Genomic DNA, 25,365 nt, shown 5'->3' with positions numbered 1-25,365 from the left:
CCCTAGTCGCGCCCAGTTGCCCTGAGGTCCGGCGGGGTCGCGGCGTCTTTAAGCATGGCAATGGCGTCGTCCAGGCTCATCACACGCTGTTCCTTTTCGCCCAGCGTGCGGATGGCGACGGTGCCTTCCTCCGCCTCGCGCTTGCCGACTACCAGCAGGTGCGGAACCTTGGCGAGGCTGTGTTCGCGGACCTTGTAGTTGATCTTCTCGTTGCGGATGTCGCTCTCGACCCGGATGCCCGCAGCTTTGAGCTTCTCCGCCACCTCGGCCGCATAGCCGTCGGCGTCGGAGGTGATCGTCGCCACCACGCTCTGCACGGGGGCCAGCCATGATGGCAGGCGGCCGGCGAAATGTTCTATCAGGATGCCGATGAAGCGTTCGTAGCTGCCGAAGATCGCGCGGTGCAGCATGACCGGGCGGTGTTTCTCGCCGTCTTCGCCGATATAGGTCGCATCAAGGCGGTCGGGCAGGACGCGGTCGCCTTGGATCGTGCCGACCTGCCACGTGCGGCCGATCGCATCGGTCAGGTGCCATTCCAGCTTGGGCGCATAGAACGCGCCTTCGCCCGGCAATTCTTCCCAGCCGTATTCGTCATTGTCCATGCTCGCTTCGGCCACGGCGTCGCGCAGTTCTTGCTCCGCCTTGTCCCAGTCGGCTTCGCTGCCGAAGCGCTTTTCCGGGCGCAGGGCCAGCTTCACGTGATAGCTGAAGCCGAAATCGCGATAGACGCTGTCGGCCAGCGCGCAGAACTTGCGCACCTCCTCCACCACCTGGTCTTCCGTGCAGAAAATATGCGCGTCGTCCTGGGTGAACTGGCGCACACGCATCAGGCCGTGAAGCGCGCCATGCGGTTCGTTGCGGTGGCAGCAGCCCATCTCGCCCAGCCGGATCGGCAGGTCGCGGTAGGACGTGATGCCCTGCTTGAACACCAGCACGTGGGCCGGACAGTTCATCGGCTTGATCGCCATCCAGTCGGCATCCTCGGCCACTTTCGGCGAGGCGCCTTCCCCGCCATTGTCGTCGCCCAAGCCGTCCACTTCCGGCACGATGTCGGGGACGGCGAACATGTTCTCGGCATATTTGCCCCAGTGGCCGGATTGCTCCCACTGGCGCACATCCATCAGCTGCGGCGTCTTGATCTCGCGGTAATCGGCGGCGTCCATCTTGCGGCGCATATACGCTTCCAGCTCGCGCCAGATGCGATAGCCCTTGGGGTGCCAGAACACGCTGCCGTGGGCCTCTTCCTGCAGGTGGAAGAGATCCATTTCGCGGCCCAGCTTGCGGTGGTCCCGCTTGGCGGCTTCCTCCAGCCGCGTGAGATGGGCGTTCAGCTGCTTCTTGTTCAGCCAGCCCGTGCCGTAGATGCGCGTCAGCTGCGCATTGTTCTGGTCGCCGCGCCAGTATGCGCCTGCAACCCGCATCAGCTTGAACGCCTGCGGATCGAGCCTGCCCGTGCTGGGCAAATGCGGGCCGCGACACATGTCCAGCCAGGTGTCATCGCTGTCGGCGGGGCCGGAATGATAGACGGTCAATTCCTCGTCCTCGGACAGTTCCTTTGCCCATTCCGCCTTGAAGGTTTCGCCTTCCGCTTCCCACTTGTCGATCAGCCGCTGGCGGGACCACACCTCGCGGATCAGCGGCTTGTCCGCCTTGATGATGCGGCGCATTTCCTCCTCGATCGCGGGCAGGTCGTCCATGCTGAACGGATCGCGCGTGTCCGGCGCCTTCACGTCGTAATAGAACCCGTCATCCGTCGCGGGACCGAAGGTGATCTGCGTGCCGGGGAACAGCGACTGGACGGCCTCCGCCAGGACGTGCGCGAAGTCGTGCCGGGCCAGTTCCAGCGCCTCTTCCTCGTCCTTCGCGGTGATAAGCGCCAGCTCTGCATCGCCGTCGAAGGCCCGGTTGAGATCGCGGATCTCGCCATCGACCCGGGCGGCAAGGGCAGCCTTGGCCAGGCCCGGTCCGATTGCCGCAGCAACGTCGGCGGGCGTGCTGCCCGGCTCCATCTCGCGCACCGAACCGTCGGGCAGGCTGATTTTCAAAAGCTGTGTCATCGTGTTCCGTCCGTCATTTGCCGCGCCCATGCCAGAGACCCGCGCGGCCATAAAGCGTGGCGTGCAATTTCTACGATTTCGGGAAAACGCCGCATCGCCCGAAACCGGGCGCGGGTAATCTGCTCAGTACGAGCGCGCCCACACCTCGAACAGACCCCGGAATGCCGGGGTCGCGGTAGTCGATGTGGTCAAGCGATTGGCCATGCCCGTTCAATAAGCCCGTCCGCTCCTTGCTGCAAGGGCGGCCCGCATCCAGCGCACGATGGCCCGGGACCTGGACAACGCTGCACCAGGATGCGCGGTCACCGCGCGCGCCGCGTAGCGCAGGCGCGCCGGGTCTTGCCGCAATTCCATCAGCGCGAGCCAGGCCATTGCGCGCCTTCGCCGGTCCGGCTCCTTCGGGATTTCCCGTTCCAGCAGGCGGTCATGCGCTGCTGCGATGGCCGTCGAATGGCGCGCAGTCATGCTGCCGGGGTGCAGGCGATAATCCAGCAGGCTTTCCCGGACCGGGCAGAAGCGGAAACGGTGCCGGGCGCGGAGCCAGAAATCGTAGTCCTCGACCCCCTCCAGCGCCTCGTCATACCCGCCCAGCGCCTGCCATACCCCGGCCCGTGCCAGGAATGCGGGGCCAACGATATTCGCCTGCATGAGAACGCCGGGCGGGCGCGCCGCGTGATGGCCGGTGACAACGCCGTCCGCGTCGATCTCGCGGTAGGCGGCATAAGCGACGGAACAGCCCGGATTGTCGCCGAGTGCCCGGACGAGCGTCTCGATCATTGCGGGATGCAGGCGATTGTCGTGACTGGCCCATCCGTGGAGCGCGCCGCGAGCATCGGCGAAACCGCGATTAAGGCTGGCAGGAAGGCCGCGCTTCGCCCCGTTCGTGAGTATCCGGATGCGGGCATCGCAAGCAGCGGCCTGCGCCAGCAGCGAGGCGGTGGCATCGCTCGATGCGTCATCGATGCAGACCAGCTCGAAATCGGGGAACGTCTGGCCGAGGATCGAATCCAGCGCCTCTTGCAAATAACGCTCTCCGTTCCGGACGGGCAGGACCAGCGTGACGCGCGGCGGCGGCGTTTCGGTCAAGCGTCCTCCAGCAGGTGTTCGCCGGGACGGGTCTGGAGGCGTTTCGTCGCCGCCAGCGCCGTCGATTTCTGCGCTATGCTGCCGAGGAACCGGTATTCCGCCACGGCGCGCTGCGGCGTCAGTTCGATCGCCATGTAGCCGCGCTGCGAAGTGTCGGCCCATTTCAGCTGCGCGTTATGCGCCGTCACCGCGCCTTCCAGCACCTGCGGCGGGACATTTGCCAGATACCCTTCGAAGCCGGGCGAAGTGACGGACTGGCCGGCGAATTCCACGCCTGCACGCTCTCCGCCATGATCCAGCTCGAAGGCCCAGGCATTGTGGCTGTCGCCTGCCAGGACCAGCAGGTTGGCGCCCGCCTCCAGCGCCGATGCCAGCAGCCGTTCGCGCGCCGCCGGATAACCGTCCCACGCATCCATGTTCATCGGCAGGCCCGCCCGGCTGGCCAGTGCCGCTGCCATCACGCGCTGGCGAATGAAGTCGGGCATGTCTTCCGTGACACCGCCCGCGAGTGCCGGCGGCGTCGACAGGCTACCCATGACGACCTGCTGGGCCAGCACCTGCCACGTCTTGCCCGATCGCGCCGACCGCGCGAGGCCGCTTGCCAGCCATTCCTCCTGCCCCGTGCCCAGCATCGTGCGGGCGGGATCGCGGTAGGCGCCGTCGCGGAACGCCGACAGGCGCGCCACCATGTCGTCGGGCGAAGTCCCGCCAGCCATGATCTCGCGCAGGGAAGGCGGCCGCGACCGGGCCGTCAGCCGGGTTTCCAGCCGGAACAGAGTGGCAAGGTCGCCGACCTCGTAGGCTTCATAGGGATTGTCCGACACGGGCAGCCATTCGCGGTAGGCGCGCATCGCAGCGGCCTTGCGAACCGCCCAGTCGCCCTCTGTGTCCGGCTGGTGGTTCTCCGCCCCGTCGGCGTAGCTGTCGTTTGCGCTCTCGTGATCGTCCCAGCCCATGATCATCGGATAAAGCTGCGTCATCCGGCGAAGGTCGGGATCGGCGCGGTAACTGGCGTGGCGCAGGCGGTAATCGGCCAGCGCGACGGTTTCGCCCACGGGCGCGAACCGCCGCCGGGTCATCGGATCGTCGGGGTAACGCCCGGCTTCGTATTCGTAGAAATAGTCGCCCGTATGGACCAGCAGGTCGAAATCGTTCGCCTCTGCCGCATGGGCATAGGCGTTGAACCAGCCGAAACCGATATTGGAGCACGAGAACACCGCCATGCGGAAGCGGGCCGTCGGGCCGGCGGGCAGCGTGCGCGTGCGGCCTTTTTCGCTGACGGTGCCGTCCGGCGCCACGAAGCGGTAGTAATACCACGTATCCGGCTCCAGCCCGTCGATCACGACCTTCGCGCAGAAATCGTTTTCGGGCCGCGCGGTCGCGGTATCGCCCCTGGTATGCGAGAAGAAATCCAGCGTCCTGCTGACCTCGACCGCCAGCGCCGTGTCCTGCGCCGCGACATAGCGCGTCCACAGCAGCACGCGGTCGGGCCCCGGCTCCCCGCTTGCGACGCCGTGGGTGAAACCGCGCGCCGATTGTGCGGCCAGCGAAGGCGCGGACGGCAACCCCGCCGACAGGATACCGCCCACCGCGCCGCCTTTCAGCAGGGACCGGCGATCGAGGCCGGATGCGGACGGCAGGGACGGGCGTGACGGGGGTTCGCTGGGCACCATGGCGGTCTCTCCTTCGCGCCCTTTATGCGCGCATTGCATGACTGCGATATGACCCGCGCAATGGCAAGGCTTCGCTACATTATGGAAAGGGTGGTTGACAACCGGTCGAGCCGATGTCAAATACCCTTTCCATAGTTGAAAGGGAACTTGACCATGAACGGATATCTCACCTCCATCGCCTGCGCCTTTGTAATGATCCTCGTCGCGCTCGGAATACGTCAGGGCGGGGTCGATGCCGACACGGGCACCTGGCTGATGCTGACCCTGCCCGCCATTGCCGTTTCCCTGTCGGCACGCAAACAATGCAACCTGCCGTTCGCCAAGGGACGCTGCTGAACCATGGCCGATTGCTCCAGCCCCGCGACGAAACGCTATGTTCGCCGCCTCGCCGTGCTCATGACGTTGTACCTCGCGGTGCTGTTCGGCGCGAAGACGACGTTCAACGCGGTCCAGCCCGAAGGCCTCCTCGCCTTTGCCCTCGCCATTGCTCCGGCGCTTCCCATCATCGGCGTGTTCTGGGCCGTAATGCGCCTGCTGGTGGAGGAGACCGACGAATACATACGGGTGCTGTTCGTGCGCCAGTGCCTGTTTGCGACGGGATTTTGCCTGACCATCGTCACGATCTGGCAGTGGCTGCAGAATTTCGACCTGGTGCCGGCTGGCAATGGCGGCTTCGGCGCGGCGTTCTTCTGGTTCGCGGGGCTGGGGCTCGGGGCCGTTTTCAACCGGGTGACCGTGGGCGACTGGGGTAATCTCTGGTGAAAAACAGACTGAAGGTGCTGCGGGCCGAACGCAGCTGGAGCCAGCAGGAACTGGCCAACCGGCTGGGTGTCAGCCGGCAGAGCGTCAATGCCATCGAAACGGGGCGCTACGACCCCTCGCTGCCCCTTGCCTTCACCATTGCAGGCGTTTTCGAGCTGGCGATCGAGGAGATCTTCGAGCCCGGCGAATAACGCGCCCCCGCTTGACGCAGCCCGCCCGGTCGCTGCACCAAGGGACCGGAACGGGATAAATCGGGGGCAATTACTTTCATGACAGACCACAGCGGCGCGGGGTCGCCGGGCATGGGCGCGCCGCCCACGGCGAGCGGTGACACCAGCGCGTTCCGGTTCGAGGGAACGTGGCAGGAATTCGCCCCGATCGCCTTCACCAACCTGTTGCTGACGATCGTCACGCTGGGCATCTACCGTTTCTGGGCGACCACGCGCGAGCGGCAATATCTCTGGTCGCGCAGCCGGTTCGTCGACGAGACGCTGGAATGGAACGGCACGGGGCTGGAACTGTTCATCGGTTTCCTGCTGGTCCTGGTCCTGTTGGTCGCGCCGTTCTTCCTGCTGTCGCAGCTGGCACAGGCGATGGTCCTGCGCGGGCAGGAACAGCTCGGCTCCCTCATCACCCTCGTCTCTTTCGTGGTATTTTTCTATCTCGCCGGGGTCGCCCGGTTCCGGGCGCTGCGATACCGGCTTTCGCGCACCCGCTGGCGGGGCATTCGCGGCGGCAGCGACGATCGCGGCTTCCGGTTCGGCCTGTCCTATATGTGGAAGACGATTTTCGGCTATCTTCCGCTCGGCCTGCTGATCCCCTGGTCGATGACCAGCCTGTGGAACGAGCGCTGGAGCAAGATGAGCTTCGGACCCTACGGTTTCGAGGCCAATGCGGACCCGGTGCCGGTCTTCAAGCGGTTCCTGCTGTTCTACCTCATGCCGTTCGTCTTCATCATTGCGGGCGGAGCGATGGCCGCCGCCTTCATGGGCATGGGAAGCGAGGCGTTCGACAGTCCCGAACTGGCGCCCGGTTTCATAATCGCGATATTCGTCGGTATTCTCGGCATATACCTGGCGCTGGGGCTCATCGCGGTGGCGTTCTATGCCGCGTTCTACCGCGAGGCCGTAGGCGCCACGCGCTGGGGTGATGTGCAGTTCGAATTCAATGCGTCCACCATGGACTGGTTCAAGCTGATCCTGGGCGACGTGGCGCTGGTCGCCCTGACGCTGGGCGTGGGGTATATCTTCCTGTCCTATCGGCACTGGAAATTCTTCATCGTGCACATGGATGCACGCGGCGAAATCCTGCTGGACGAACTGACCCAGTCGCAGACCGCGACGGCAGGCCACGGCGAGGGCCTGCTCGACGCCTTCGACGTAGGGGCCATCTAAGCGGTGGAGGGACAGGCGGTCTCGGCAAGCTGGTATGACGGTCTGTCCGCCGTGCGAAGGGACGGTACGGCGTGGCTGGACGAGACAGGATCGCTGGTCCTGCGGGACCGGGCCGGCAATTCCGAAACCGTTCCCCCAGGCGACCTGGTCTATGGCGAGAGCCTGCAGGCGGAAACCGTCTACAGGCGCGAAAGTGTGCCCGATTTCCGGCTGCGCCTTCCCCGCGACCTGCCCCCGGCCCTCGCATCCGCCCTGCCCGCGCCGACGCGCTATGGCCGGTGGATCGACCGGATCGGGCTGGGCAAGGCGGCGCTCGCCTTTGCCGCGGCCAGCGCGGGCTGCGTCGCCCTGTTCATGACCGCGCCCGAATGGCTGGGCCCGATGGTCCCGCCCGCCTGGGAACGGCAGATCGGCAACGCGATGGTGGGCGATCTGGGGGGCAAGATCTGCCACACGCCGGAAGGCGATGCCGCACTGGCAAAGCTGCTGGACGCGGTCGATCCCGAAACCGAGAAGGTGCGGGCAGGCATCGCGAACATGGGCATGGTCAATGCAGTCGCGCTGCCCGGCGGGCAGGTGCTGCTGTTCGACGGGCTGGTCCAGCAGGCCGAAACGCCGGAAGAGCTGGCTGGCGTGCTGGGACACGAGGTCGGCCATGTCCGCGAACGGCACGTCATGACCTCCATCCTGCGACAGTTCGGCCTGTCGATCCTGCTGGCGGGCTCCAATTCCGGGGTCGGCAATACGGCCTTCGGGGTCGCCAGCCTCGGCTATTCGCGCGAGGCGGAACGGGAAGCGGACGAGTATGCCCGTGCCCGCATGGCGCAGAGCAACATCTCGCCGCTCGGTGCGGCTGCCTTCTTCGAACGGCTGGGCGGTGGCGGCGACGAAGAAGACCGCGACGGGGATACGACCGGCGATGCTGGCGACAATGACGAGCCGGGCCTGATCGGCTGGATCGCCAGCCACCCCGCCCCCGGCGAGCGGGCGAAAGCATATCGCGACAGTGCCCGCGAGGATGCGGAGTATCGCCCGGTGCTGACGCAGGCAGAATTCGCCGCGCTCAAGACCATGTGCGACCAGGACGAGGACGTGGAGGAATTCGAGTTCTTCTGACGCAGCCGCCGCCGCTGGCCTTGCGAAGCATGCCGGTCGCCCCGACATGGCATCCGCCATGACCGACATTAGATATCACGACCTGCCCGATGGACGCCGCATCGCCTTTCGCCTGGCGGAGCCATCCCCGGACAATGCGCGCCCGACGCTGGTCTTCCTCCCCGGCTACATGTCGGACATGGCCGGCGGCAAGGCGACTGCGCTTTTCGATCACTGCGCCGGCACTGGACGCGGCTGCCTGCTGATGGACTATTCCGGATGCGGCCAGAGCAGCGGCGACTTCGCAGACGGCACGCTCGGCCGCTGGCGGGACGAGGTGCTCGCGCTGATCGACGCCCATGTTGCAGGCCCGGTCCTGGTGGTGGGGTCGTCGATGGGCGGCTGGTTGATGCTGATGGTCGGTATGGCGCTGGGACAGCGACTGGCAGGGCTGGTCGGCATCGCATCTGCGCCCGATTTCACCGACTGGGACCGCAGCGGGGAAGACAAGGAAACCCTCGGCCGCGGCGAGACCGTCTTCGATCCCAACCCTTACGGCCCGGAACCCACGCCGATGCACCCCGGCTTCTTCGCGGACGGGCAGGACAACCTCCTGCTGGGATCGCCCATCCCCGTCACCTGCCCCGTGCGCCTGCTGCACGGGCAGGCCGATGCCGATGTCCCGTGGGAGACAAGCCTGCGTCTTGCAGATGCGCTCGAAAGCCGGGACGTTGTGGTGACGCTGGTCAAGGGCGGCGACCACAGGCTCAGCCGCGAGGAAGACATCGCCCGCCTTATCGCCATCGTGGAGGATGCCGCATGACCAGACTTTCCGTTCTCGATCTCGTTCCCGTCCGCGAAGGGCAGGGCCCGGCAGAAGCGATGCAGGCGACGACCGATCTCGCCCGCGCGGCAGAAGAGGCAGGCTGCCACCGGTTCTGGGTGGCGGAACATCACGCCATGCCCGGCATTGCAGGCGGCGCGACGTCCGTCGTGCTGGCGCATATCGGCAATGCGACGAACGCCATCCGCATCGGGTCGGGCGGCATCATGCTGCCCAACCATACCCCGTTCCAGATTGCCGAGCAGTTCGGAACGCTCGATGCGCTGTTCCCCGGACGGATCGATCTCGGCCTGGGCCGCGCGCCCGGCGCCGGACCCGAATTGCAGCGCGCGCTGCGCAAGGATTTGCGTGCCGCGTCGGAATATTTCCCGCAGGACGTGGCGGAACTGCGTGCCCTGTTCACGGGCGAGCCGGAAATGCCGGTCAAGGCTACGCCGGGTTACGGCGCCGATGTCGAGATATGGATGCTGGGGTCCAGCCTGTTCGGCGCGCAGCTCGCCGCGCGGCTGGGCCTTCCCTATGCCTTTGCCAGCCATTTCGCGCCCGACCATCTGGACGCCGCGCTGGAGCTCTATCGCCGCGATTTCCAGCCGAGTGCGCAGTGCCCCGAGCCCCATGTCATGGCCGCGATGACGATCTTCTGTGCCGAAGACGAGGCAGAGGCGCACCTGATCGCGACCAGCCAGGCACAGGCCTTCGTCAACCTCAGAACCGGCAATCCGGGCAAGCTGCAACCGCCGGTCGAGGGATACCGCGACACGCTGCCCGCGCCCGCAAAGGCAATGCTGGCCCATCTCGACCAGGCATCCGCCATCGGCACCCCGTCGCAGGTCGCCTCCGCCATCGCCGCTTTCGTGCAGCGCACCGGCGCTGACGAAATCGTCGCGTCGGGCGCGACCTTCGATCCCGAGGCCAGGGCCCGCTCGGTCCGCCTGACCGCCGAAGCGATCGGCTAGACCGGGCGAGCCCCGGCGCGTGCCGGCAGGTGCTAGCCTGTGCGACCCCGGGGGGGGTGCATCCGGGCCGCCCGGCACTGGGGACCGGTGGCAGCGTGTCCCCGCGCCGTGCCCGCCGGTGATCCGCCGAGGGAAGCGCAGGGACAACCAGATACGCAGCCACTGATCCTGTTGTAGAAAGCAGCGCCGGTTTGCGGGCGCGCAGTGCTCGAAAACTTCATTTCATCGTCCGCAGGCGGCGACTGAAAGCGCGGCACCTTCCGCTACGTTTCGCAAAACTTGCCGCCCTTCACGCAACATTCTATCCGGCCATGCGTCGGGACCGCACCGGGACCCGCGCAAGGGAGCAGGCCACCCCATGGGGTCCAAGAACAACGCAGAAAAATCCGCACCTTCCAAACAGGCAGCCGCCTTGCAGAAGGAGCTTGCCAAGCGGCTCAAGGCCTCCCTCCTTCCCAGCGATACACCGTTTACCGGGGCCGAATTGCAGGCCGCCGCGCGCTTCCTGTTCGACGCCGCATCGCTGCGGAAAGCGGGCGAGACCGGCCTGTCCCTGGTTTCGGAAACGGGCGACCGGCGCTTCCTGCGGATCGCGATCGTCAATGCCGACATGCCCTTTCTCGTCGATTCGGTGGCGGCGACCCTCGCCGCGCACGGGCTGGTTATCGACCACCTGATCCACCCGGTCATCGCGGTCGAACGAGATAGCGAAGGGTGCATGACCGCCCTGCCGGCGAAACCCGGCGATGCCTGCCGCGAATCGATGATTTATCTCGAGACCGACCGGGTCGATGCGAAGAAGCGCCGCGAGATCGAGGAAGCGTTGCTGACCACGCTGGGCGATGTGCGCGCATCGGTTCGCGACTGGCCGCGCCTGCAGGAAGAAATGGCGGCCGACGCCGCCGCGATTGCCGAACGGGCGAGCGACGAGGAAGGCGCTGCCCTGCTGCAATGGCTGAACGACGGGATGCTGACCCAGCTCGGCCATGTCACGCGCCACCGCGATGGCAGCCATTCGGACCTGCTGGGCATTTGCCGCCGCAGTGCGAAGCAGATTCTGGCAGAAGAATCCTACGAACGCGCCTTCGACTGGTTCGACCGGCAGGGCGATGACGCGCGCGAACCCCTGGTCATCAAGGCCAACCGGGTCTCGAACGTCCATCGCCGCATCCCGCTCGACCTGTTCATCGTCCCCCGCCGTGATGCGAGCGGCAAGGTCGAGGCCCTGTCGATCCATGCCGGCGTATGGACCAGCGCCGCGCTGGCCGCGCCGCCTGCCGCCGTGCCCCGCCTGCGCTCGCAGCTTGCCGAGCTGATGGACACGCTGGGCTTCGATCCCCTCGGCCACGCGGGCAAGGCGCTGGTCCATGCGCTGACCCGCCTGCCCCACGATCTGCTGGTCGGGTTCGAGGCGGAGGATTTGCGCCGGATCACCACCACCATGATCAGCCTGGTCGACCGCCCGCGGGCCAAGATCGCGCTGGTCGAGGCGCCGCTGGCCCGCCACGTGTTTGCCTTCGCCTGGCTGCCCCGCGATTCCATGTCCACCGCCGTGCGCCACCAGATCACCGGGATGCTGGAGGAAATGACCGGCGCAAGGCTGCTCGACTGGAGCCTGGAGATCGAGGGCGGCACGCTGGCCATGCTCCGCTTCGTGCTCGACAACCGCCAGCAGCGCCGACAGGTCGACGAGACCGCGGTCGAGGAACGCCTGCAATCCATGCTGCGCGGCTGGGGCGAGGCGGTCGAGACGGAACTGGCCGACATTGTCTCCCCGCAGCGCGCGGCGGCACTGGCCATGCGTTACGGCAGCGGTTTCTCCGCGTCCTACCGCGCCCGCTATGGCGCGCGCGAAGCGGCGCTCGACATCGACAATCTGCGCCAGCTGGGCACGCACGAGGAAGAGGATGCAGGCGGCCCCCAGCGCAGCGCCCGGCTCTATCACCTCGACGGCGACCCCCAGGACCGGATGCGGCTGAAGGTTTACCAGCATCACGGCAGCCTGCCGCTGTCCGATGCCGTGCCGGAGCTGGAGAATTTCGGTTTTCGCGTGCTGGAGGAAATCCCTAATCCGGTCGACAATGGCGACCTCGGCACGGTGCACGACTTCCTGCTCGAAACCCTGCCCGGGATCGAAAGCCGGTCGGTGCTGGACCGCGCCGCCACCATCGAGAGCGCGATTGCCGCCGTGCTCAACGATGTGGGCGAGGACGACGCCTTCAACCGGCTGGTCGTCGGTGCCGGGATGGACGCCCAGGAAGCCGAATGGCTGCGCGCGATCTACCGCTATTTGCGGCAGACCGGGATGGGCTTCACCATCTACACCGTGGTCGATGCGCTGGCCCGCGCCCCGCAGGTCACGGCCGCGCTGATCGCGCTGTTCCGGGCGAAGCACGATCCCGCTTTCGAAGGCGACCGCGACAAGGCGATCAAGGAGGCACGCAGCGCCATCAAGTCCGGCCTCGCCAGGGTTGCGGCAATCAATGACGACCGCCTGCTGCGGCTCTATCACGGCGTGATCGAGGCCATGCTGCGGACCAATGCCTTCGCCCCCGATACCGAGGCGCTGGCCTTCAAGATGGATTCGGCCAAGGTCCCCGGCCTGCCCCTGCCGCTGCCCTGGCGGGAGATCTTCGTCTATTCCCGCCGGGTCGAAGGCATCCACCTGCGGGCCGGACCGGTCGCCCGCGGCGGCCTGCGCTGGTCCGACCGGCGCGACGATTTCCGGACCGAGATCCTGGGCCTGATGAAGGCGCAGCGGGTCAAGAACGCGGTCATCGTGCCCAGCGGCGCGAAAGGCGGGTTCTATCCCAAGCAACTGCCCGATCCCGCAACCGACCGCGAAGGCTGGGCCGCAGAAGGGCAGGCAAGCTACGAGGTGTTCATCCGCACGCTGCTGTCGATCACCGACAATCTGGAAGGCGACAAGGTCGTGCATCCAGAGGGCGTGCATATCCGCGACGGGGCGGACCCCTATTTCGTGGTTGCCGCCGACAAGGGCACGGCGCGGTTCTCCGACGTCGCCAATGCGATCGCCATCGAACGCGGCTTCTGGCTGGGCGATGCCTTCGCCAGCGGCGGCTCCAACGGATACGATCACAAGGCGATGGGCATCACCGCGCGCGGCGCATGGGTTTCGGTCCAGCGCCATTTCCGCGAAATGGGCGTGGACGTGCAGTCCGACCCGGTCAGCGTGGTGGGCTGCGGCGACATGTCGGGCGATGTCTTCGGCAACGGGATGCTGCTGTCGAAATCCATCCGCCTGATCGCCGCTTTCGACCACCGGCACATCTTCATCGATCCCGAACCCGATGCGGCGAAAAGCTGGAAAGAACGCAAGCGGTTGTTCGACCTGCCACGGTCCAGCTGGGACGATTACGACCGCGACCTGATTTCCAAGGGCGGCGGCGTCTATCCGCGCACGGCCAAGACGATCAAGCTGTCCGCGGCCGCGCGCCGGGCGCTGGGCGTCGAAGCGGGCGAGATGGAGCCCGAGGCCCTGATTTCGGCCATTCTCAAAGCGCCGGCCGACCTGCTGTGGTTCGGCGGTATCGGGACCTATGTGAAGGGATCGGGCGAGAACAACATCCAGGTCGGCGATCCCGCCAACGATGCCTTGCGCGTCAATGGCGAGGATGTGCGTGCCCGCGTCATCGGCGAAGGGGCCAATCTGGGCATCACCCAGGCCGGACGCATCGAATTCGCGCTTGAAGGCGCAGGCGGTGCCGGGGGCCGGATCAATACCGACTTCATCGACAATTCGGCCGGCGTCGATTGCTCCGACAACGAGGTGAACATCAAGATCGCGCTGGAAGCGGCCCGGCGTTCGGGCAAGCTGTCCGAGAAGCGGCGCATCGAGCTCCTGGAATCCATGACCGACGATGTCGCGGATATCGTGCTGGAGGATAACAGGCTCCAGGCGCTCGCCCTATCGATCGCCTCGCATGGCGGGGCCGAATCCACCGGTTCGCTGGTCCGCCTGATGGAAACGCTGGAGGAACGCGGCGCGCTCGACCGCCAGACGGAAGGGCTGGCCGATACGGAGAGCCTCGTTCGCCGTTCGGGCGACGGCGCAGGCCTTACCCGCCCGGAACTGGCCGTCCTGCTGTCGAGCACGAAACTGGTGCTGCAGGATGCCATCGAGGAAAGCGGCCTGCCCGACGATCCCGCAATGGAAAAACCGTTGCTGGACTATTTCCCGGAAGCGATGCGGCGCAAGTTCTCCGCCCAGATCGAGGATCACCGCCTGCGGCGCGAAATCGCGGCCACCGGCCTTGCCAACCGCATCGTCAACCGCATGGGCATCATCCACCCCTTCGAACTGGCGGAGGAAGAAGGCGTGGGGCTCGCCGAAGTGGCCATCGCCTTCGTCGCGGTGGAGCGGCTGTTGGGCATGGACGAGATCTGGGATGCGCTGGACACGGGCGACATGCCCGAATCCATCCGGCTCCAGCTGTTCGACCGGGTCGCCACCGCCATGCGCATCCACATGGCCGACCTGCTGCGCGCCTGCCCCGGCACGCGCAGCCCGTCCGCGATCATCGACACTCTGCAGGACGAGGTCGCGGAACTTACCCGCGCGACCGCCAACCTGCTGGGCGCGGAAAACCGCCAGCGTTCCGCCCGGATGCGGGCCGAATTCGCGCAGGCCGGTGCGCCTGAGGTGTCGGCCCATGCCGCCGCCCACCTGTTCGACCTCGACGGCGCCATCGGCCTAGCCAAGCTGTCGGAAGACCTTGCCATCGATCCGCGCGCGCTGACCTCTGCCTTCACCGATCTGGGCGCCCGTCTCGGTCTCGACTGGGCGCAGGGCGTGGCCGCGCTCATGAATCCGTCGGACGTGTGGGAACGCCTGCTCGTCTCCGGCCTTGCCCGGGACTTCCAGCAGATGCGCTTCGATTTCCTGAAGCGGCTGTCGCGGCGCAAGGGGGCGAAGAACGATCCCGCCGGCGCCGTCGCCGACTGGGCAGAGGACAACGCCGCCGCCATCCGCCAGTTCGGCAGCATGATCGGCCGCGCGCAGGCACATACGCCGGTCGCTCCCGCCATGCTGGCGCAGATTGCCAGCCAGGCGCGCAACCTGCTGGCCCGCTGATAGCTTGACGGGCGCGGCCATGGGCGACATTCCCCCTGCCATGGAACGGGCAGAAGTCATCATCGTGGGTTCGGGGCATGGCGGCGCGCAGGCTGCCATCGCCCTGCGGCAGAAGGGTTTCGAAGGCAGCATCGCCATCGTCACCCGGGACCGGGAGCCTCCGTATGAACGCCCGCCCCTGTCGAAGGATTACCTCGCCGGGGACAAGCCGTTCGAGAAGCTGCTGCTGCGGCCGGAAAAATTCTGGGCCGACAAGCAGATCGACCTGCTCACCGGCCTGGGCGTCACCGCGATCGACCCGGCGGCCAAGACCATCGAATGCGGTGAAGACCGTTCCATAGGCTACGGACAGCTGATCTGGGCTGCCGGGGGCAATGCGCGGCGGCTGTCCTGCTCCGGTGCGGATTATCGCAATGTGCACACGATCAGGAACCGCGCCGACACCGACCGGCTGCGCGCCGATATCGATGCCGGGGCGAAACGCGCCGTCATCGTCGGGGCGGGCTATATCGGCCTGGAAGCGGCGGCCGTCATGCGGCAGCGCTGTCTGGATGTGACCGTGCTGGAAGCGCAGGACCGGGTGCTGGCCCGGGTCGCGGGGCCCGAACTGTCGGATTTCTACGCCGCGCAGCACCGGGCCCGCGGTGTCGACCTGCGGCTCGATACGCAGCTTGAAAGCATTCTGGGCGAAGGGGAGCGGGCCCATGCCGTCCGCCTGCCGGGGGGCGAGGAAATCGCGGCCGATCTCGTCGTTTTCGGTGTGGGCATCGTGCCCTCCATCGGTCCGCTGATCGCTGCCGGTGCCGCCGGCTCCAACGGGATCGATGTGGACGAGTTCTGCCGCACCAGCCTCGACGATATCTTCGCCATCGGCGACTGCGCGGCCCATGCCAACGATTTCGCCGCAGGGGCGGTCATCCGGCTGGAATCGGTCCAGAACGCGAACGACATGGCCAATGTCGCCGCAGCCACGATCTGCGGCGATCCGAGGCCCTATCATGCCGTGCCGTGGTTCTGGTCGAACCAGTATGACCTGCGCCTGCAGACGGTGGGTCTGTCGATCGATTACGATGCCTGCGTCATACGCGGCGATCCGGCTGAGGCCAGCTTCAGCGTGGTTTACTTGCGCGAAGGGCGGGTCATCGCGCTCGATTGCGTGAACCGGACGAAGGATTACGCGCAGGGGCGCAAGCTGGTCGAGGCGCGGCTGGAAGCGAGCGCGGACGATCTCGCCGATATCGAGCGTCCGCTGAAAGACCTGCTCTGACGCGCGCGGTCAGAGGCGGTCCAGCGCCCAGCGCGCCGCTTCCGCCACGACCGGATCGTCGTCGCCGGTCAATGCGCCGACCTGTTCGCGCAGGCCCGCATCGCCGCTGTTTCCCGCCGCGATCAGGCAATTTCGCACGAAGCGGCTGCGCCCGATCCGCTTGATCGGCGAACCGCTGAAAAGCTGCCGAAACCCCGCATCGTCCAGTTGCAGCAGGTCCGCGAGCCGCGGCGCGACCAGTTCCCCGCGTGGCAGAAAGGCGGCGTGGCGCGCAGCGGCATCGGCGAACTTGTTCCACGGGCATACTGCTAGGCAATCGTCGCAGCCATATATGCGGTTGCCGATCGCCTCGCGGAATTCGTGCGGGATCGGTCCTGCATGCTCGATCGTGAGATAGGAAATACACCGCCGCGCATCGAGCCTGTAAGCTTTCGGAAAGGCATCGGTGGGGCAGGCGACCTGGCAGGCATTGCACGACCCGCAGCGGTCGTCATGCGCCGCGTTCGGGGCGAAGGGCAGGGTCGAATAGATGGCGCCGAGGAACAGCCAGCTGCCATGCTCGCGGCTGACGAGATTGGTATGCTTCCCCTGCCAGCCGATCCCCGCCGCCTCGCCCAGCGGTTTCTCCATCACCGGCGCCGTGTCCACGAAGACCTTCAGCTCGCTTGCCGGCGCCTGTTCGACCAGCCACCGAGCCAGAGCCTTCAGCGCCTTCTTCACCGTATCGTGATAATCGCGGCCCTGCGCATAGACCGAAATGCGCGCGTGATCGGGCGCGTCCTCCAGCGCCATCGGGTCGTGGCCCGGCGTGTAGGCCATGCCCAGCGCGATAACACTCTGCGCCTCCGGCCATAGCGATTGCGGACCTTGACGGACATCGGCGCGGTCTTCCATCCAGCCCATGTCGCCGTGATGGCCCGCCTCGATCCAGTCGTGCAGCCGCCGCGCCCGCACCGGATCATCCGCCGCGCTGGTAAAGCCGACAGCGACGAAGCCTAGTTCGCGCGCCTTTCGCTCCAGCGCGGTCCGCAGATCCTGCAGGCTCTCATGGGTAAACGCACCCTTTACCATAGGCGGGGTTGTTCCCGTTCACGCCTTGGGGGTACTCGCACGCTCATGGATGCAGCGCTAAGCCAAGCCCCTTCCCGGAGCAATGACCCTGTCACGGATCAATCCGTGGTAACCGGTCCCGTCGCAGGCCCCCTCGCCATCGAGGCAAGGGGACTGGTAAAACGCTTCGACGGCGTGGCGGCCGTCAACGGAGTCGATATCGCTGTTCCGGAAGGCGCGATCTACGGCATTCTCGGCCCCAATGGCGCGGGCAAGACGACCACGCTGCGCATGCTGCTGGGCATTATCGACCCCGACGAGGGCGTGCGCCGTATCTTCGGCCATGAACGCCCGCACGATATCGGGCGCATGATCGGCTATCTGCCCGAAGAGCGCGGGCTGTATCCGTCGATGAAGACGGTGGACGCGATCGCCTTCATGGGCGCGCTGCGCGGCGTTCCGCAGGCGGAGGGCCGCCGGAGGGGGCGCGAACTGATGGAAGCGCACAGCCTCGGCCATGCGGTGGACAAGCAGATCCGCCAGCTGTCCAAGGGGATGGCGCAGACCGTCCAGCTTCTCGGCACGCTGGTCCACCGCCCGCGCCTCGTCGTGCTGGACGAACCGTTTTCCGGGCTCGACGCGATCAACCAGGGCAAGCTGGAGCGCATGATCCGCGCCCTGGCCGATGACGGCGTGACGGTCATTTTCTCCACCCATGTCATCCACCATGCGGAGCGCCTGTGCGAAGGCGTTGCCATCATCGCGGGCGGACAGGTGCCCTATGCCGGCAGTGTCGACGAGGCGCGCGACCGGATCCCGGCACAGGTGAAACTGGAAACGCGCGCCGGCGACGGGGCGTGGCGGCAAGCCCTGCCAATGGATGCGCGGCACGAGCACAAGCATGGGACGACCGGCGAAAACAGCCATTTCTGGTATTTCCCCCTCCCCGAAACCGGGGTCGAAACCTTGCTGCGCGCCCTGATCGAAGGCGAGGCGGGCATTCTTTCGCTCAGCATAGAACGCGCAGGACTGCACGATGCCTTCGTCGAAATCGCGGGCGAGGCAGCGGCACGCGCGATGGAAGCCGATACTGCCGAGGATAAATCGGCAGGAGCCGTATCATGACGCAGCAAGGAGCCACACCTGCAACCGCCAGACGCCTGTCGCTGTGGCAGGCCGCCTTCGTCGTGGCACGGCGCGATTTCCTTGCCATCCTGCTGAGCAAGGCCTTCGTCTTCTTCCTCATCGGTCCGCTTTTCTTCGTCGGCATCAGCATGGCGGCAGGCGCACTAGGGTCGCGCGCTGCCGAAAGCGTGACGCCGCCCGGCCTCGCTGTGGCGCTGGACAGTCCTGTAGAGCGCATGGCCCTTGCCCGCGCTCACAAGCGGCTCGACCCGCTCGTTTCCCTGCCCCCCGTCGCCACCATCGAGGACGGGCGCACACCGGATGCATTGCTGGCCGACCGTTCCGCCAATTACGCAGGAGTGCTGACCGGGACGCTGGCGCGCCCGCGCCTGACGGGAACGGAGGCGAATATCGAGGCCTGGAAGGGCGAGGTCGCCCTGCTCGCCGCAGAAGCTGTCGGCGCGGACGGCCTGTCCGCATCTGCGACAAACGGCGCGGTTCCCGAAGTCCTGCTGGCCCCGCGCGAAAGCAGCGTCGCGGCAGAGCGCCGGGGCAACAAGGCGACGGCGACCGCCGGCATCACGCTGCTGTTCCTGCTGTCGATGCTGCTCGCCGGGATGGTCCTGTCCAACCTGGTCGAGGAGAAGGGCAACAAGATCATCGAGATCCTTGCAGCCTCCATCCCGATGGATGCGGTCTTTCTGGGCAAGCTGTTTGCCATGCTGGCCGTCAGCTTCGTCGGGATATCGGTGTGGGGCGCGCTGGCGCTGGTCTTCGTAGGTGCGGGCGCAGGGGAAATGCCCTTCGTATCCTCGCCCGCGATCGGCTGGCCTGCCTTCGTCCTGCTGTTCCTCGTCTATTTCGCCCTCGCCTACCTGCTGGTGGGCAGCGTGTTCCTGACAGTGGGCGCGATGGCGCCGACCGTGCGCGACGTGCAGACATTGTCCATGCCGGCCACCATCCTGCAATTGCTGGTCTTCTTCATCGCCAGCTTCGCAGTGTCCGATGTCGGCGGGGCGGTAGAGACCATTGCGCTGATCTTCCCGCTCAGTTCGCCTTACGCGATGCTGTCGCGCGCGGCGCAGTTCGACACGCTATGGTGGCACGCGCTGGGCATTGCCTGGCAGCTTGTCTGGGTCGGCATTTTCGTGCGGGCCGGATCGACCCTGTTCCGCCGGAAGGTCATGCAGAGCGGCCCCGCGCGCGGTAGCAAGGGCTGGCTGCGCCGCCGCCTCTCCTGACGCTCCCCGCGCTTGCCGTAACGTCATCACGCGGTGATGAACTGTCTGCAATTTCAGTCGCGTTTTGCAACGCACTATTGACTCGCGTGTCAGTAGGCGCAGGATGCAATCCATGGAGGCCGCACAAGCGGCCCGGAGTGGAGAGAGATGATGGCAACCGCGGCACCCGAACGCACGCAATGGACCCGTAGCCCCAAGGCGCACGAGGCGCTGAAGCGGCATTTCGACGAGCATCCCGAGGCGAAACCCAGCCACCCGGAAAAATACGACACCAGCCGCAGCGACATCTATGTCGAGAACCGGTGGGAGCCGATTTTCAAGGAGATGCGGGCCGAGGGTCCCGTGCATTACATCAAGGAAAGCCCCTTCGGCCCCTATTGGAGCATCGTCGGACACAAGGCGATCCAGCATGTCGAGGCACTGCCCGAGCTGTTCTCCTCCAGCTGGGAACATGGCGGCATCACCATCCTGAACCGGCTCGACGACGACGAGTTGGAAGAGGGGCAGGAGCGATTCGAACTGCCGATGTTCATCGCTATGGACCGGCCCAAGCATACCGGACAGCGCCGCACCGTCGCCCCCGCCTTCACGCCGAAGGAAATGAAGCGGATGGAAGACGAGATCCGCCAGCGCACCGGCGAAACGCTCGATTCGCTGCCCCGCGGCAAGGTTTTCAACTGGGTCGACGAGGTCTCCATCCCTCTGACCACCGGAATGCTCGCGATCCTGTTCGATTTCCCGTGGGAAGACCGCGACCTGCTGACCTTCTGGTCCGACTGGTCCGGCGATACCGAACTGATCCTGGCGGGGCAGGAACTGGAAGAAACGCGGCGCAGTATCCAGACAGAGATGGCGACCTACTTCCAGCAGCTCTGGGCGAAGAAATCGCAGGAGGAGCCGAGTGCCGACCTCATCTCCATGATGATCCACTCGCCGGCCATGAACCAGATGAGCCCGCAGGAATTCATGGGTAATCTGGTCCTGCTGATCGTTGGCGGGAATGACACCACGCGCAATACGATGAGCGGTATTGTCCACGCGCTCGACAAGTTTCCGGACCAGCGCAAGCTGTTCGAGGAGAACCCGGACGTCATTCCCAATGCGGTGCAAGAATGCATCCGCTACCAGACGCCGCTGAAGCACATGCGCCGCACGGCCAGCGAGGATACCGAGCTGTTCGGCCACCAGATCAAAAAGGGCGACAAGGTCGTCCTGTGGTACAATTCGGCCAATCGGGACGAGGAAGTCTTCGGCGACAATGCGGAAAAGCTGCAGCTGGACCGCGAGAATGCACGCCGCCACCTCGCCTTCGGTTACGGCATCCACCGCTGTGTCGGCGCGAGGCTGGCCGAATTGCAGCTGCGTATCCTGATGGAAGAGATGCACGCCCGCCGGATGCGCGTCCATGTCGCGGGCGATGTCGAGCGCGTGCGGGCCAATTTCGTGGAAGGGTTCCGGGTGCTGGAGGTCGAACTCTCCGAGTTCTGACCGGTGCGGGCGCAGGCCGTGCGCCTGTAACTTCCCGCATCTTCAAGCGTATATTCAGGCAGGACCTGCCATGGATAGCCGCATGAAAACCGATAACTTGCCATCACGCCCCGCCAGCCGCCGTTCCATTCTGGGATGGATGTCGGCGGGGGTCTCCCTCGCCGTGCTGCCCTCCTGTGGGTCCAGCAAGGCCGAGGCGAAGTCGTTTCCCGTCAGCCTGTCGGAAGCGCAGTGGCGCAAGAAACTGACCAAGGCGGAATTCTACGTCCTGCGGCAGGAGGGGACCGAGCGAGCCTATACCTCCCCGCTCGACAAGGAGGGCCGGCGCGGTACCTTCGTGTGCGCGGGCTGCGGCAACCGTCTCTATTCGTCGAAGACGAAGTTCGACAGCGGAACCGGCTGGCCCAGCTTCTACGCGCCGATCGATTCCGGCGCGGTCGGAACCAGCCGCGACTTCAAGTTGGGCTATCCCCGCACCGAAGTGCACTGCGCCGATTGCGGCGGACACCTCGGCCATATCTTCAACGACGGACCGCGCCCCACGGGCAAGAGGCACTGCATCAACGGTATCGCGATGGACTTCATTCCCGCCTGATCGGGTCGCCATTCCATTCGCGGAAGAGCCGTCAGGTCAGCGGCATCCTCTGCAACCGCGCCGCCAGCCGGGCAAAATCGGCCAGCGCAAATGTTCACTCGAAGACGAGGCCGTGCAGCCGTTCCGATTGCCAGCGGATCTTGGCGTGGAGCGGGTCTGGCAGGCCCTTGCCCTGCAAGCGCACGAGCTGCGAACAGGACCATAGCGCGTCGCTTTCGACGCAGGCCCCCTGCTGCGAGATGTTGCGGATCGTGACCTGCGTCCCGCTATCGCCGCACAGGACCACGCCGGGCATTTCCAGCGCGATGCGGATGGGGCGCCGGGGAAAGGGGCCATGTTCATGGACCAGGGCATCAAGATCCTTCGCCTCGCTGAAGGAATAGCCGGCCTCGCTGCCCGTGTTCCAAGCCTCCTCGATCGGGAAGCGCTGCCCCTCCCACAATTCGATCGAACACGCTTTCCCGCGCGGTATGGCGTGGAAGGCGCGGATGCTGACGCCGGTCGCACTGACATCGCGCACGATGCACAGCAATTCCTTCCCGTCGATCGACAGCTTCGCATTGCGCAGCATCAGCGCCACCCGCGGCGCTTCGCGTTGTTCCACGGTCGATACCGGTCCCGGCGCGGTCTCCTGCCCGGTGAGAGCGTGCATACTATCCCCTGATCCTGTCATTGCAGGACAGACTCCTAAGGGCGTGCGCCCTGCCTGCGGCCTATCGAAGGCATAGGGGTTTGTGCGGAGGGTGGTACGGGTGGCGGGACTCGAACCCGCACGTCCAAAGGACAGGGGATTTTAAGTCCCCGGCGTCTACCATTCCGCCACACCCGCCCGGTATCGCGGCATGGGCCGCGCTGGCTGGCCCGCCGGTTAGCGCGAAAGGCCCCCCTCCCGCAATCCTGCCTTCGCTGGATGCCCCTGCCAGACACCATCGCTAGACAGGCGCGCCGCGCGGCCTATCTTGGCGCGATGCCTGTCTGTCGCTTTCCTTCCTATCGTCCCGGGGCCATCAACTGATGGCGGGGGAAATCGTCGAGACGATCGAGCCGGCCATCGCGCTGCTCGGCATGGGATTAGGTGCGGCCGTTGCCGCGAATGCGCTGCGACTGAACCCGATTGTCGGCTATCTCGTCCTTGGTGCCGGACTGGCCGCGCTCGGTTATGCCGACCGGTTCGAAGGCCCGGTGGTGGCCACGCTGGCCGAAGTCGGCGTGATGTTCCTCCTGTTCAATCTCGGCCTCCATTTCTCGGTCAGTCGCATCCGCGAGGAAGCGGCGAACATCTTCGGTTTCGGTTCTCTGCAGATGCTGGTCGCAGGCGGGGGCTATACCGCGATCCTGCTGCTGCTCGGCCTGCCGACGGCGGGCGCGGTGATCGGCGGCTTCGCCCTTGGCCTATCCTCTACCGCCGTGGTCATCGGGCTTGTCCGGCAGCGCGACCAGGAGGACTGCCCGGTCGGCCGCGCTGCCCAGTCGATCCTGATATTCCAGGACATTGCTGCGATCATGCTGCTGGTGGCCGTGGGCGCCTTGGGCGCGGGCGGGGCGCTGGGCCCGGCCCTTGGCCTTGCCGGTCTGAAGGCGATTGCCGCCTTCGTCCTCGCCGTGCTGTTCGCGCGGTTCCTGACGGAGCCCCTGTTCCGCACCGCCGCGCGCGTCCGCAGTTCGGAAGTCTATACCGCGATGGCGCTGTTCATCGCACTGGCCGCAGGATGGGCGGCAGGCATTGCAGGCCTGTCGCTGACGCTGGGCGCTTTCCTGGGCGGCGTGGCCGTGGCCGATTCGCGGTATCGCATCCTGGTGCAGACCGAAATCGAGGCGTTTCGCGGCCTGTTCCTGGGGTTCTTCTTTATTTCCGTCGGCCTCGGCATCGATCCGCAGGTGCTGGCGGACAACTGGCTGCTGATCATGGGCGTGGCACTGGGACTGATCGTCACCAAATGCGTGTTCAACGTCATTGCCGGTCTCGCCAATCGCTGGTCGGTGCCGGGCTCCATCCAGCTTGCTTTCCTGCTGGGACAGGGAAGCGAGTTCGCCCTGTTACTGCTGGCGATGCCGGGCCTGGCGGGCCTTCTGGGCGCGCAGGTCAGCGCGGTCCTGATCACCGCCATCGCCATCAGCCTGGCGCTGACCCCGATGGTGTCGCAGGCGGGGCGCGTACTGGCGGGCAAGCTGCGGCAGGGTCCGCCGGACCAGAAGCTGGCGGGCGACGATGCACCGGTGGTCCTGCTGAACCTGGGCGAGACGGGGCGCACCATTGCCGACCGGCTGGCGGAAGAGGACGTGGACTATCTCGCCATCGACGGGAACATGGAACGCTTCGAGAAGGCGCTGGCCGACGGCTATCCGGTGCATCACGCCATGCTGGCCGATCCGCGCAGCTGGGATGCGGTGTCGATGGCGAAGCGGCAGGTGCTGGTAATCACGGAAGTCGATCCCGACACGATGCGCGAACTCGGGCCGCTGGTCGATGACCGCCTGCCCGGCGTTACGCGCATTGCCGCGACCGAGACGCGGGACCGTCATGCAGAGATAGAGGGCACGGGCGCGGTTGCGCTCTCGACGAATACGCCAGGCGGGCACGACGACGTGATCCACCGCGTGCTGCGTGAACTTGGCCTGGAACCGGTCCGGAAGGAAGGCACGGCAGACGCGCGCGAAGTGGCCTAGCGTCGTATCTCGCGAATATGGAAGCAGGCCGAGCCGACATCCGGCCCGCCTGCCGCGTGCTCAATTGCCTTCGTTCAGGCCTTCGCGCATTTCCTTGCCCGGCTTGAAATAGGGCACGCGCTTGGCCGGGACATCGACCGATTCCCCGGTCCGCGGATTGCGGCCGACACGGGCCTCGCGCTCGCGGGTGGAGAATGCCCCGAAGCCGCGCAGTTCCACGCGGCCACCTTCGACCAGACGCTCGGTAATTTCGTCGAAGAAGATGTCGACCACCTGTTCGACTTCTTCGGCGCGCAGGTCGGGGTTGTCTTTTGCCAGTGCCTGCAAAAGCTCGGATCGGATCATGACTGTCTCCAGCACCTCGGGACGTGGGTTGAACAGGAAAGACCCCACATCTCCCCTGCCCCCGATACGCCCTTGCGAGCGATGAAAGCGCGACCAATCATTTGATATATGGCAGAAGCCGGTCCGGCGCGCAACGCCTTGGAATCAGGTCGATGTCGAATGCGGGTCATCCCCGCCCGGACGGAAGCCGCCGGTTCAGGCGATCGCTTCTTCGTCCAGGTCCAGCAAGGCGGCCGGATCGATGCCCAGCCGTTCCATCTGCGCGCGGAAAGGCGGCCATTCCTCGGCCAGGAACCGCTTTCGCTCTGCGTCTTTCAGCTTTTCCGCAGCGCCGCGCACGACATACATGCCGACACCGCGCTGCACCGCGACCAGGCCGTCGGTCTGGAACTGCTGGTACGCCTTTGCCACGGTCAGCGGGTTCGCCCCCTGCTCCGCCGCGAAGGAGCGGACGGAGGGCAACATCTCCCCTTCCCGGTAGCGCCCCTCGATGATGGAGGCGGCGATCATGTCGCGCAGTTTCAGGTAGACGGGCCGGGACGATGTGCTCATAGGTGCATCGCTGCCATAATACACCGTGTCACGTCAAGGAAAACCCCGCCATGCGCCCTTGGGCCGCAGCGGT

The 25,365-nt window shown here is 66.0% G+C and carries 21 protein-coding genes and 1 tRNA gene; 14 read left to right on the top strand and 8 right to left on the bottom strand.

Translation table 11 applies throughout. The annotated features are described in order from the left end of the window. Positions 1-2: 2 nt before the first annotated feature. From thrS to ACGHJ7_RS05715, 3 genes are all read right to left on the bottom strand, one after another. Positions 3-2,057 carry a threonine--tRNA ligase gene (gene thrS / locus ACGHJ7_RS05725; protein ID WP_390475306.1) on the bottom strand — a complete coding sequence of 685 codons (2,055 nt, stop codon included), beginning with the start codon at positions 2,055-2,057 and terminating at the stop codon, positions 3-5. Positions 2,058-2,267: 210 nt separating this feature from the next. After that, positions 2,268-3,143, bottom strand: a complete 876-nt coding sequence (locus tag ACGHJ7_RS05720) for a glycosyltransferase family 2 protein (protein ID WP_390475305.1) — start codon at positions 3,141-3,143, stop codon at positions 2,268-2,270. After that, the gene (locus ACGHJ7_RS05715; RefSeq protein WP_390475302.1) at positions 3,140-4,816 is read right to left on the bottom strand and encodes an alkaline phosphatase D family protein; all 1,677 of its coding nucleotides are present in this window, start codon (positions 4,814-4,816) and stop codon (positions 3,140-3,142) included. Before ACGHJ7_RS05715 ends, ACGHJ7_RS05720 begins: the two co-directional genes overlap by 4 nt. A 153-nt stretch (positions 4,817-4,969) precedes the next feature. Between ACGHJ7_RS05715 and ACGHJ7_RS05710 the strand changes: the two genes are divergently transcribed. From ACGHJ7_RS05710 to ACGHJ7_RS05670, 9 genes are all read left to right on the top strand, one after another. Next, positions 4,970-5,152: a hypothetical protein gene (locus tag ACGHJ7_RS05710; protein WP_390475299.1), complete on the top strand. Its 183-nt coding sequence runs from the start codon at positions 4,970-4,972 to the stop codon at positions 5,150-5,152. A gap of 3 nt (positions 5,153-5,155) precedes the next feature. Continuing rightward, positions 5,156-5,578, top strand: coding sequence for a hypothetical protein (locus ACGHJ7_RS05705; protein WP_390475296.1), 423 nt, complete (start codon positions 5,156-5,158; stop codon positions 5,576-5,578). Continuing rightward, a complete protein-coding gene (locus ACGHJ7_RS05700) occupies positions 5,575-5,769 on the top strand; it encodes a helix-turn-helix transcriptional regulator (RefSeq protein ID WP_390475293.1) in 195 nt (64 codons plus the stop codon). Before ACGHJ7_RS05705 ends, ACGHJ7_RS05700 begins: the two co-directional genes overlap by 4 nt. 78 nt (positions 5,770-5,847) lie before the next feature. Then, a complete protein-coding gene (locus ACGHJ7_RS05695; RefSeq protein ID WP_390475290.1) occupies positions 5,848-6,972 on the top strand; it encodes a YjgN family protein in 1,125 nt (374 codons plus the stop codon). Positions 6,973-6,975: 3 nt separating this feature from the next. After that, complete coding sequence (locus ACGHJ7_RS05690; protein ID WP_390475287.1) at positions 6,976-8,088, top strand: M48 family metallopeptidase; 1,113 nt, start codon at positions 6,976-6,978, stop codon at positions 8,086-8,088. Between the two features lie 58 nt (positions 8,089-8,146). Further along, complete coding sequence (locus ACGHJ7_RS05685; protein ID WP_390475284.1) at positions 8,147-8,890, top strand: alpha/beta hydrolase family protein; 744 nt, start codon at positions 8,147-8,149, stop codon at positions 8,888-8,890. Next, positions 8,887-9,867: an LLM class flavin-dependent oxidoreductase gene (locus ACGHJ7_RS05680; protein ID WP_390475281.1), complete on the top strand. Its 981-nt coding sequence runs from the start codon at positions 8,887-8,889 to the stop codon at positions 9,865-9,867. Before ACGHJ7_RS05685 ends, ACGHJ7_RS05680 begins: the two co-directional genes overlap by 4 nt. Before the next feature lie 358 nt (positions 9,868-10,225). Next, positions 10,226-14,962, top strand: a complete 4,737-nt coding sequence (locus ACGHJ7_RS05675; protein ID WP_390475278.1) for an NAD-glutamate dehydrogenase — start codon at positions 10,226-10,228, stop codon at positions 14,960-14,962. A gap of 40 nt (positions 14,963-15,002) precedes the next feature. Next, positions 15,003-16,229 (top strand): NAD(P)/FAD-dependent oxidoreductase, encoded by a 1,227-nt coding sequence (locus tag ACGHJ7_RS05670; RefSeq protein ID WP_390475598.1) that lies wholly within the window; start codon positions 15,003-15,005, stop codon positions 16,227-16,229. 9 nt (positions 16,230-16,238) lie between these two features. On the opposite strand, the gene queG is transcribed toward ACGHJ7_RS05670, so the two are convergent. Next, positions 16,239-17,300, bottom strand: a complete 1,062-nt coding sequence (gene queG, locus ACGHJ7_RS05665) for a tRNA epoxyqueuosine(34) reductase QueG (RefSeq protein WP_390475276.1) — start codon at positions 17,298-17,300, stop codon at positions 16,239-16,241. A gap of 45 nt (positions 17,301-17,345) precedes the next feature. On the opposite strand from queG, the gene ACGHJ7_RS05660 reads away from it, so the two are divergent. The 4 genes from ACGHJ7_RS05660 to msrB all read left to right on the top strand — a co-directional run bounded on the left by ACGHJ7_RS05660 (position 17,346) and on the right by msrB (position 21,728). Then, positions 17,346-18,404 (top strand): ABC transporter ATP-binding protein, encoded by a 1,059-nt coding sequence (locus ACGHJ7_RS05660; protein WP_390475273.1) that lies wholly within the window; start codon positions 17,346-17,348, stop codon positions 18,402-18,404. Beyond that, a complete protein-coding gene (locus ACGHJ7_RS05655) occupies positions 18,401-19,645 on the top strand; it encodes an ABC transporter permease (protein WP_390475270.1) in 1,245 nt (414 codons plus the stop codon). The genes ACGHJ7_RS05660 and ACGHJ7_RS05655 overlap by 4 nt, the downstream gene beginning before the upstream one ends. 150 nt (positions 19,646-19,795) lie before the next feature. After that, a complete protein-coding gene (locus ACGHJ7_RS05650; protein ID WP_390475597.1) occupies positions 19,796-21,133 on the top strand; it encodes a cytochrome P450 in 1,338 nt (445 codons plus the stop codon). A gap of 82 nt (positions 21,134-21,215) precedes the next feature. Continuing rightward, positions 21,216-21,728 carry a peptide-methionine (R)-S-oxide reductase MsrB gene (gene msrB / locus ACGHJ7_RS05645; protein WP_390475267.1) on the top strand — a complete coding sequence of 171 codons (513 nt, stop codon included), beginning with the start codon at positions 21,216-21,218 and terminating at the stop codon, positions 21,726-21,728. A 94-nt stretch (positions 21,729-21,822) separates the two neighbouring features. Here the strand turns inward: msrB and ACGHJ7_RS05640 are convergent, their stop codons facing one another. Beyond that, on the bottom strand, positions 21,823-22,380 hold the full coding sequence (locus tag ACGHJ7_RS05640; protein WP_390475264.1) for a PilZ domain-containing protein: 558 nt from the start codon (positions 22,378-22,380) through the stop codon (positions 21,823-21,825). Positions 22,381-22,472: 92 nt separating this feature from the next. Beyond that, positions 22,473-22,557: transfer RNA gene (locus tag ACGHJ7_RS05635), tRNA-Leu, on the bottom strand. Between the two features lie 185 nt (positions 22,558-22,742). Between ACGHJ7_RS05635 and ACGHJ7_RS05630 the strand changes: the two genes are divergently transcribed. Beyond that, positions 22,743-24,395: a cation:proton antiporter gene (locus ACGHJ7_RS05630; protein ID WP_390475262.1), complete on the top strand. Its 1,653-nt coding sequence runs from the start codon at positions 22,743-22,745 to the stop codon at positions 24,393-24,395. A gap of 60 nt (positions 24,396-24,455) precedes the next feature. Here the strand turns inward: ACGHJ7_RS05630 and ACGHJ7_RS05625 are convergent, their stop codons facing one another. Together ACGHJ7_RS05625 and ACGHJ7_RS05620 are read right to left on the bottom strand one after the other, a co-directional pair. After that, entirely contained in the window at positions 24,456-24,740 is a 285-nt protein-coding gene (locus tag ACGHJ7_RS05625) for an integration host factor subunit beta (protein ID WP_390475260.1), read from the bottom strand. A gap of 195 nt (positions 24,741-24,935) precedes the next feature. Beyond that, the gene (locus ACGHJ7_RS05620) at positions 24,936-25,292 is read right to left on the bottom strand and encodes a GntR family transcriptional regulator (protein WP_390475257.1); all 357 of its coding nucleotides are present in this window, start codon (positions 25,290-25,292) and stop codon (positions 24,936-24,938) included. Positions 25,293-25,365 lie beyond the last annotated feature (73 nt).

The organism is Altererythrobacter sp. MTPC7 (assembly GCF_042851395.1).
Classification (GTDB): domain Bacteria; phylum Pseudomonadota; class Alphaproteobacteria; order Sphingomonadales; family Sphingomonadaceae; genus CAJXSN01.
The sequence above is the reverse complement of the archived record's forward strand: the minus strand, read 5'-3'. Positions and strand labels throughout refer to the sequence as shown.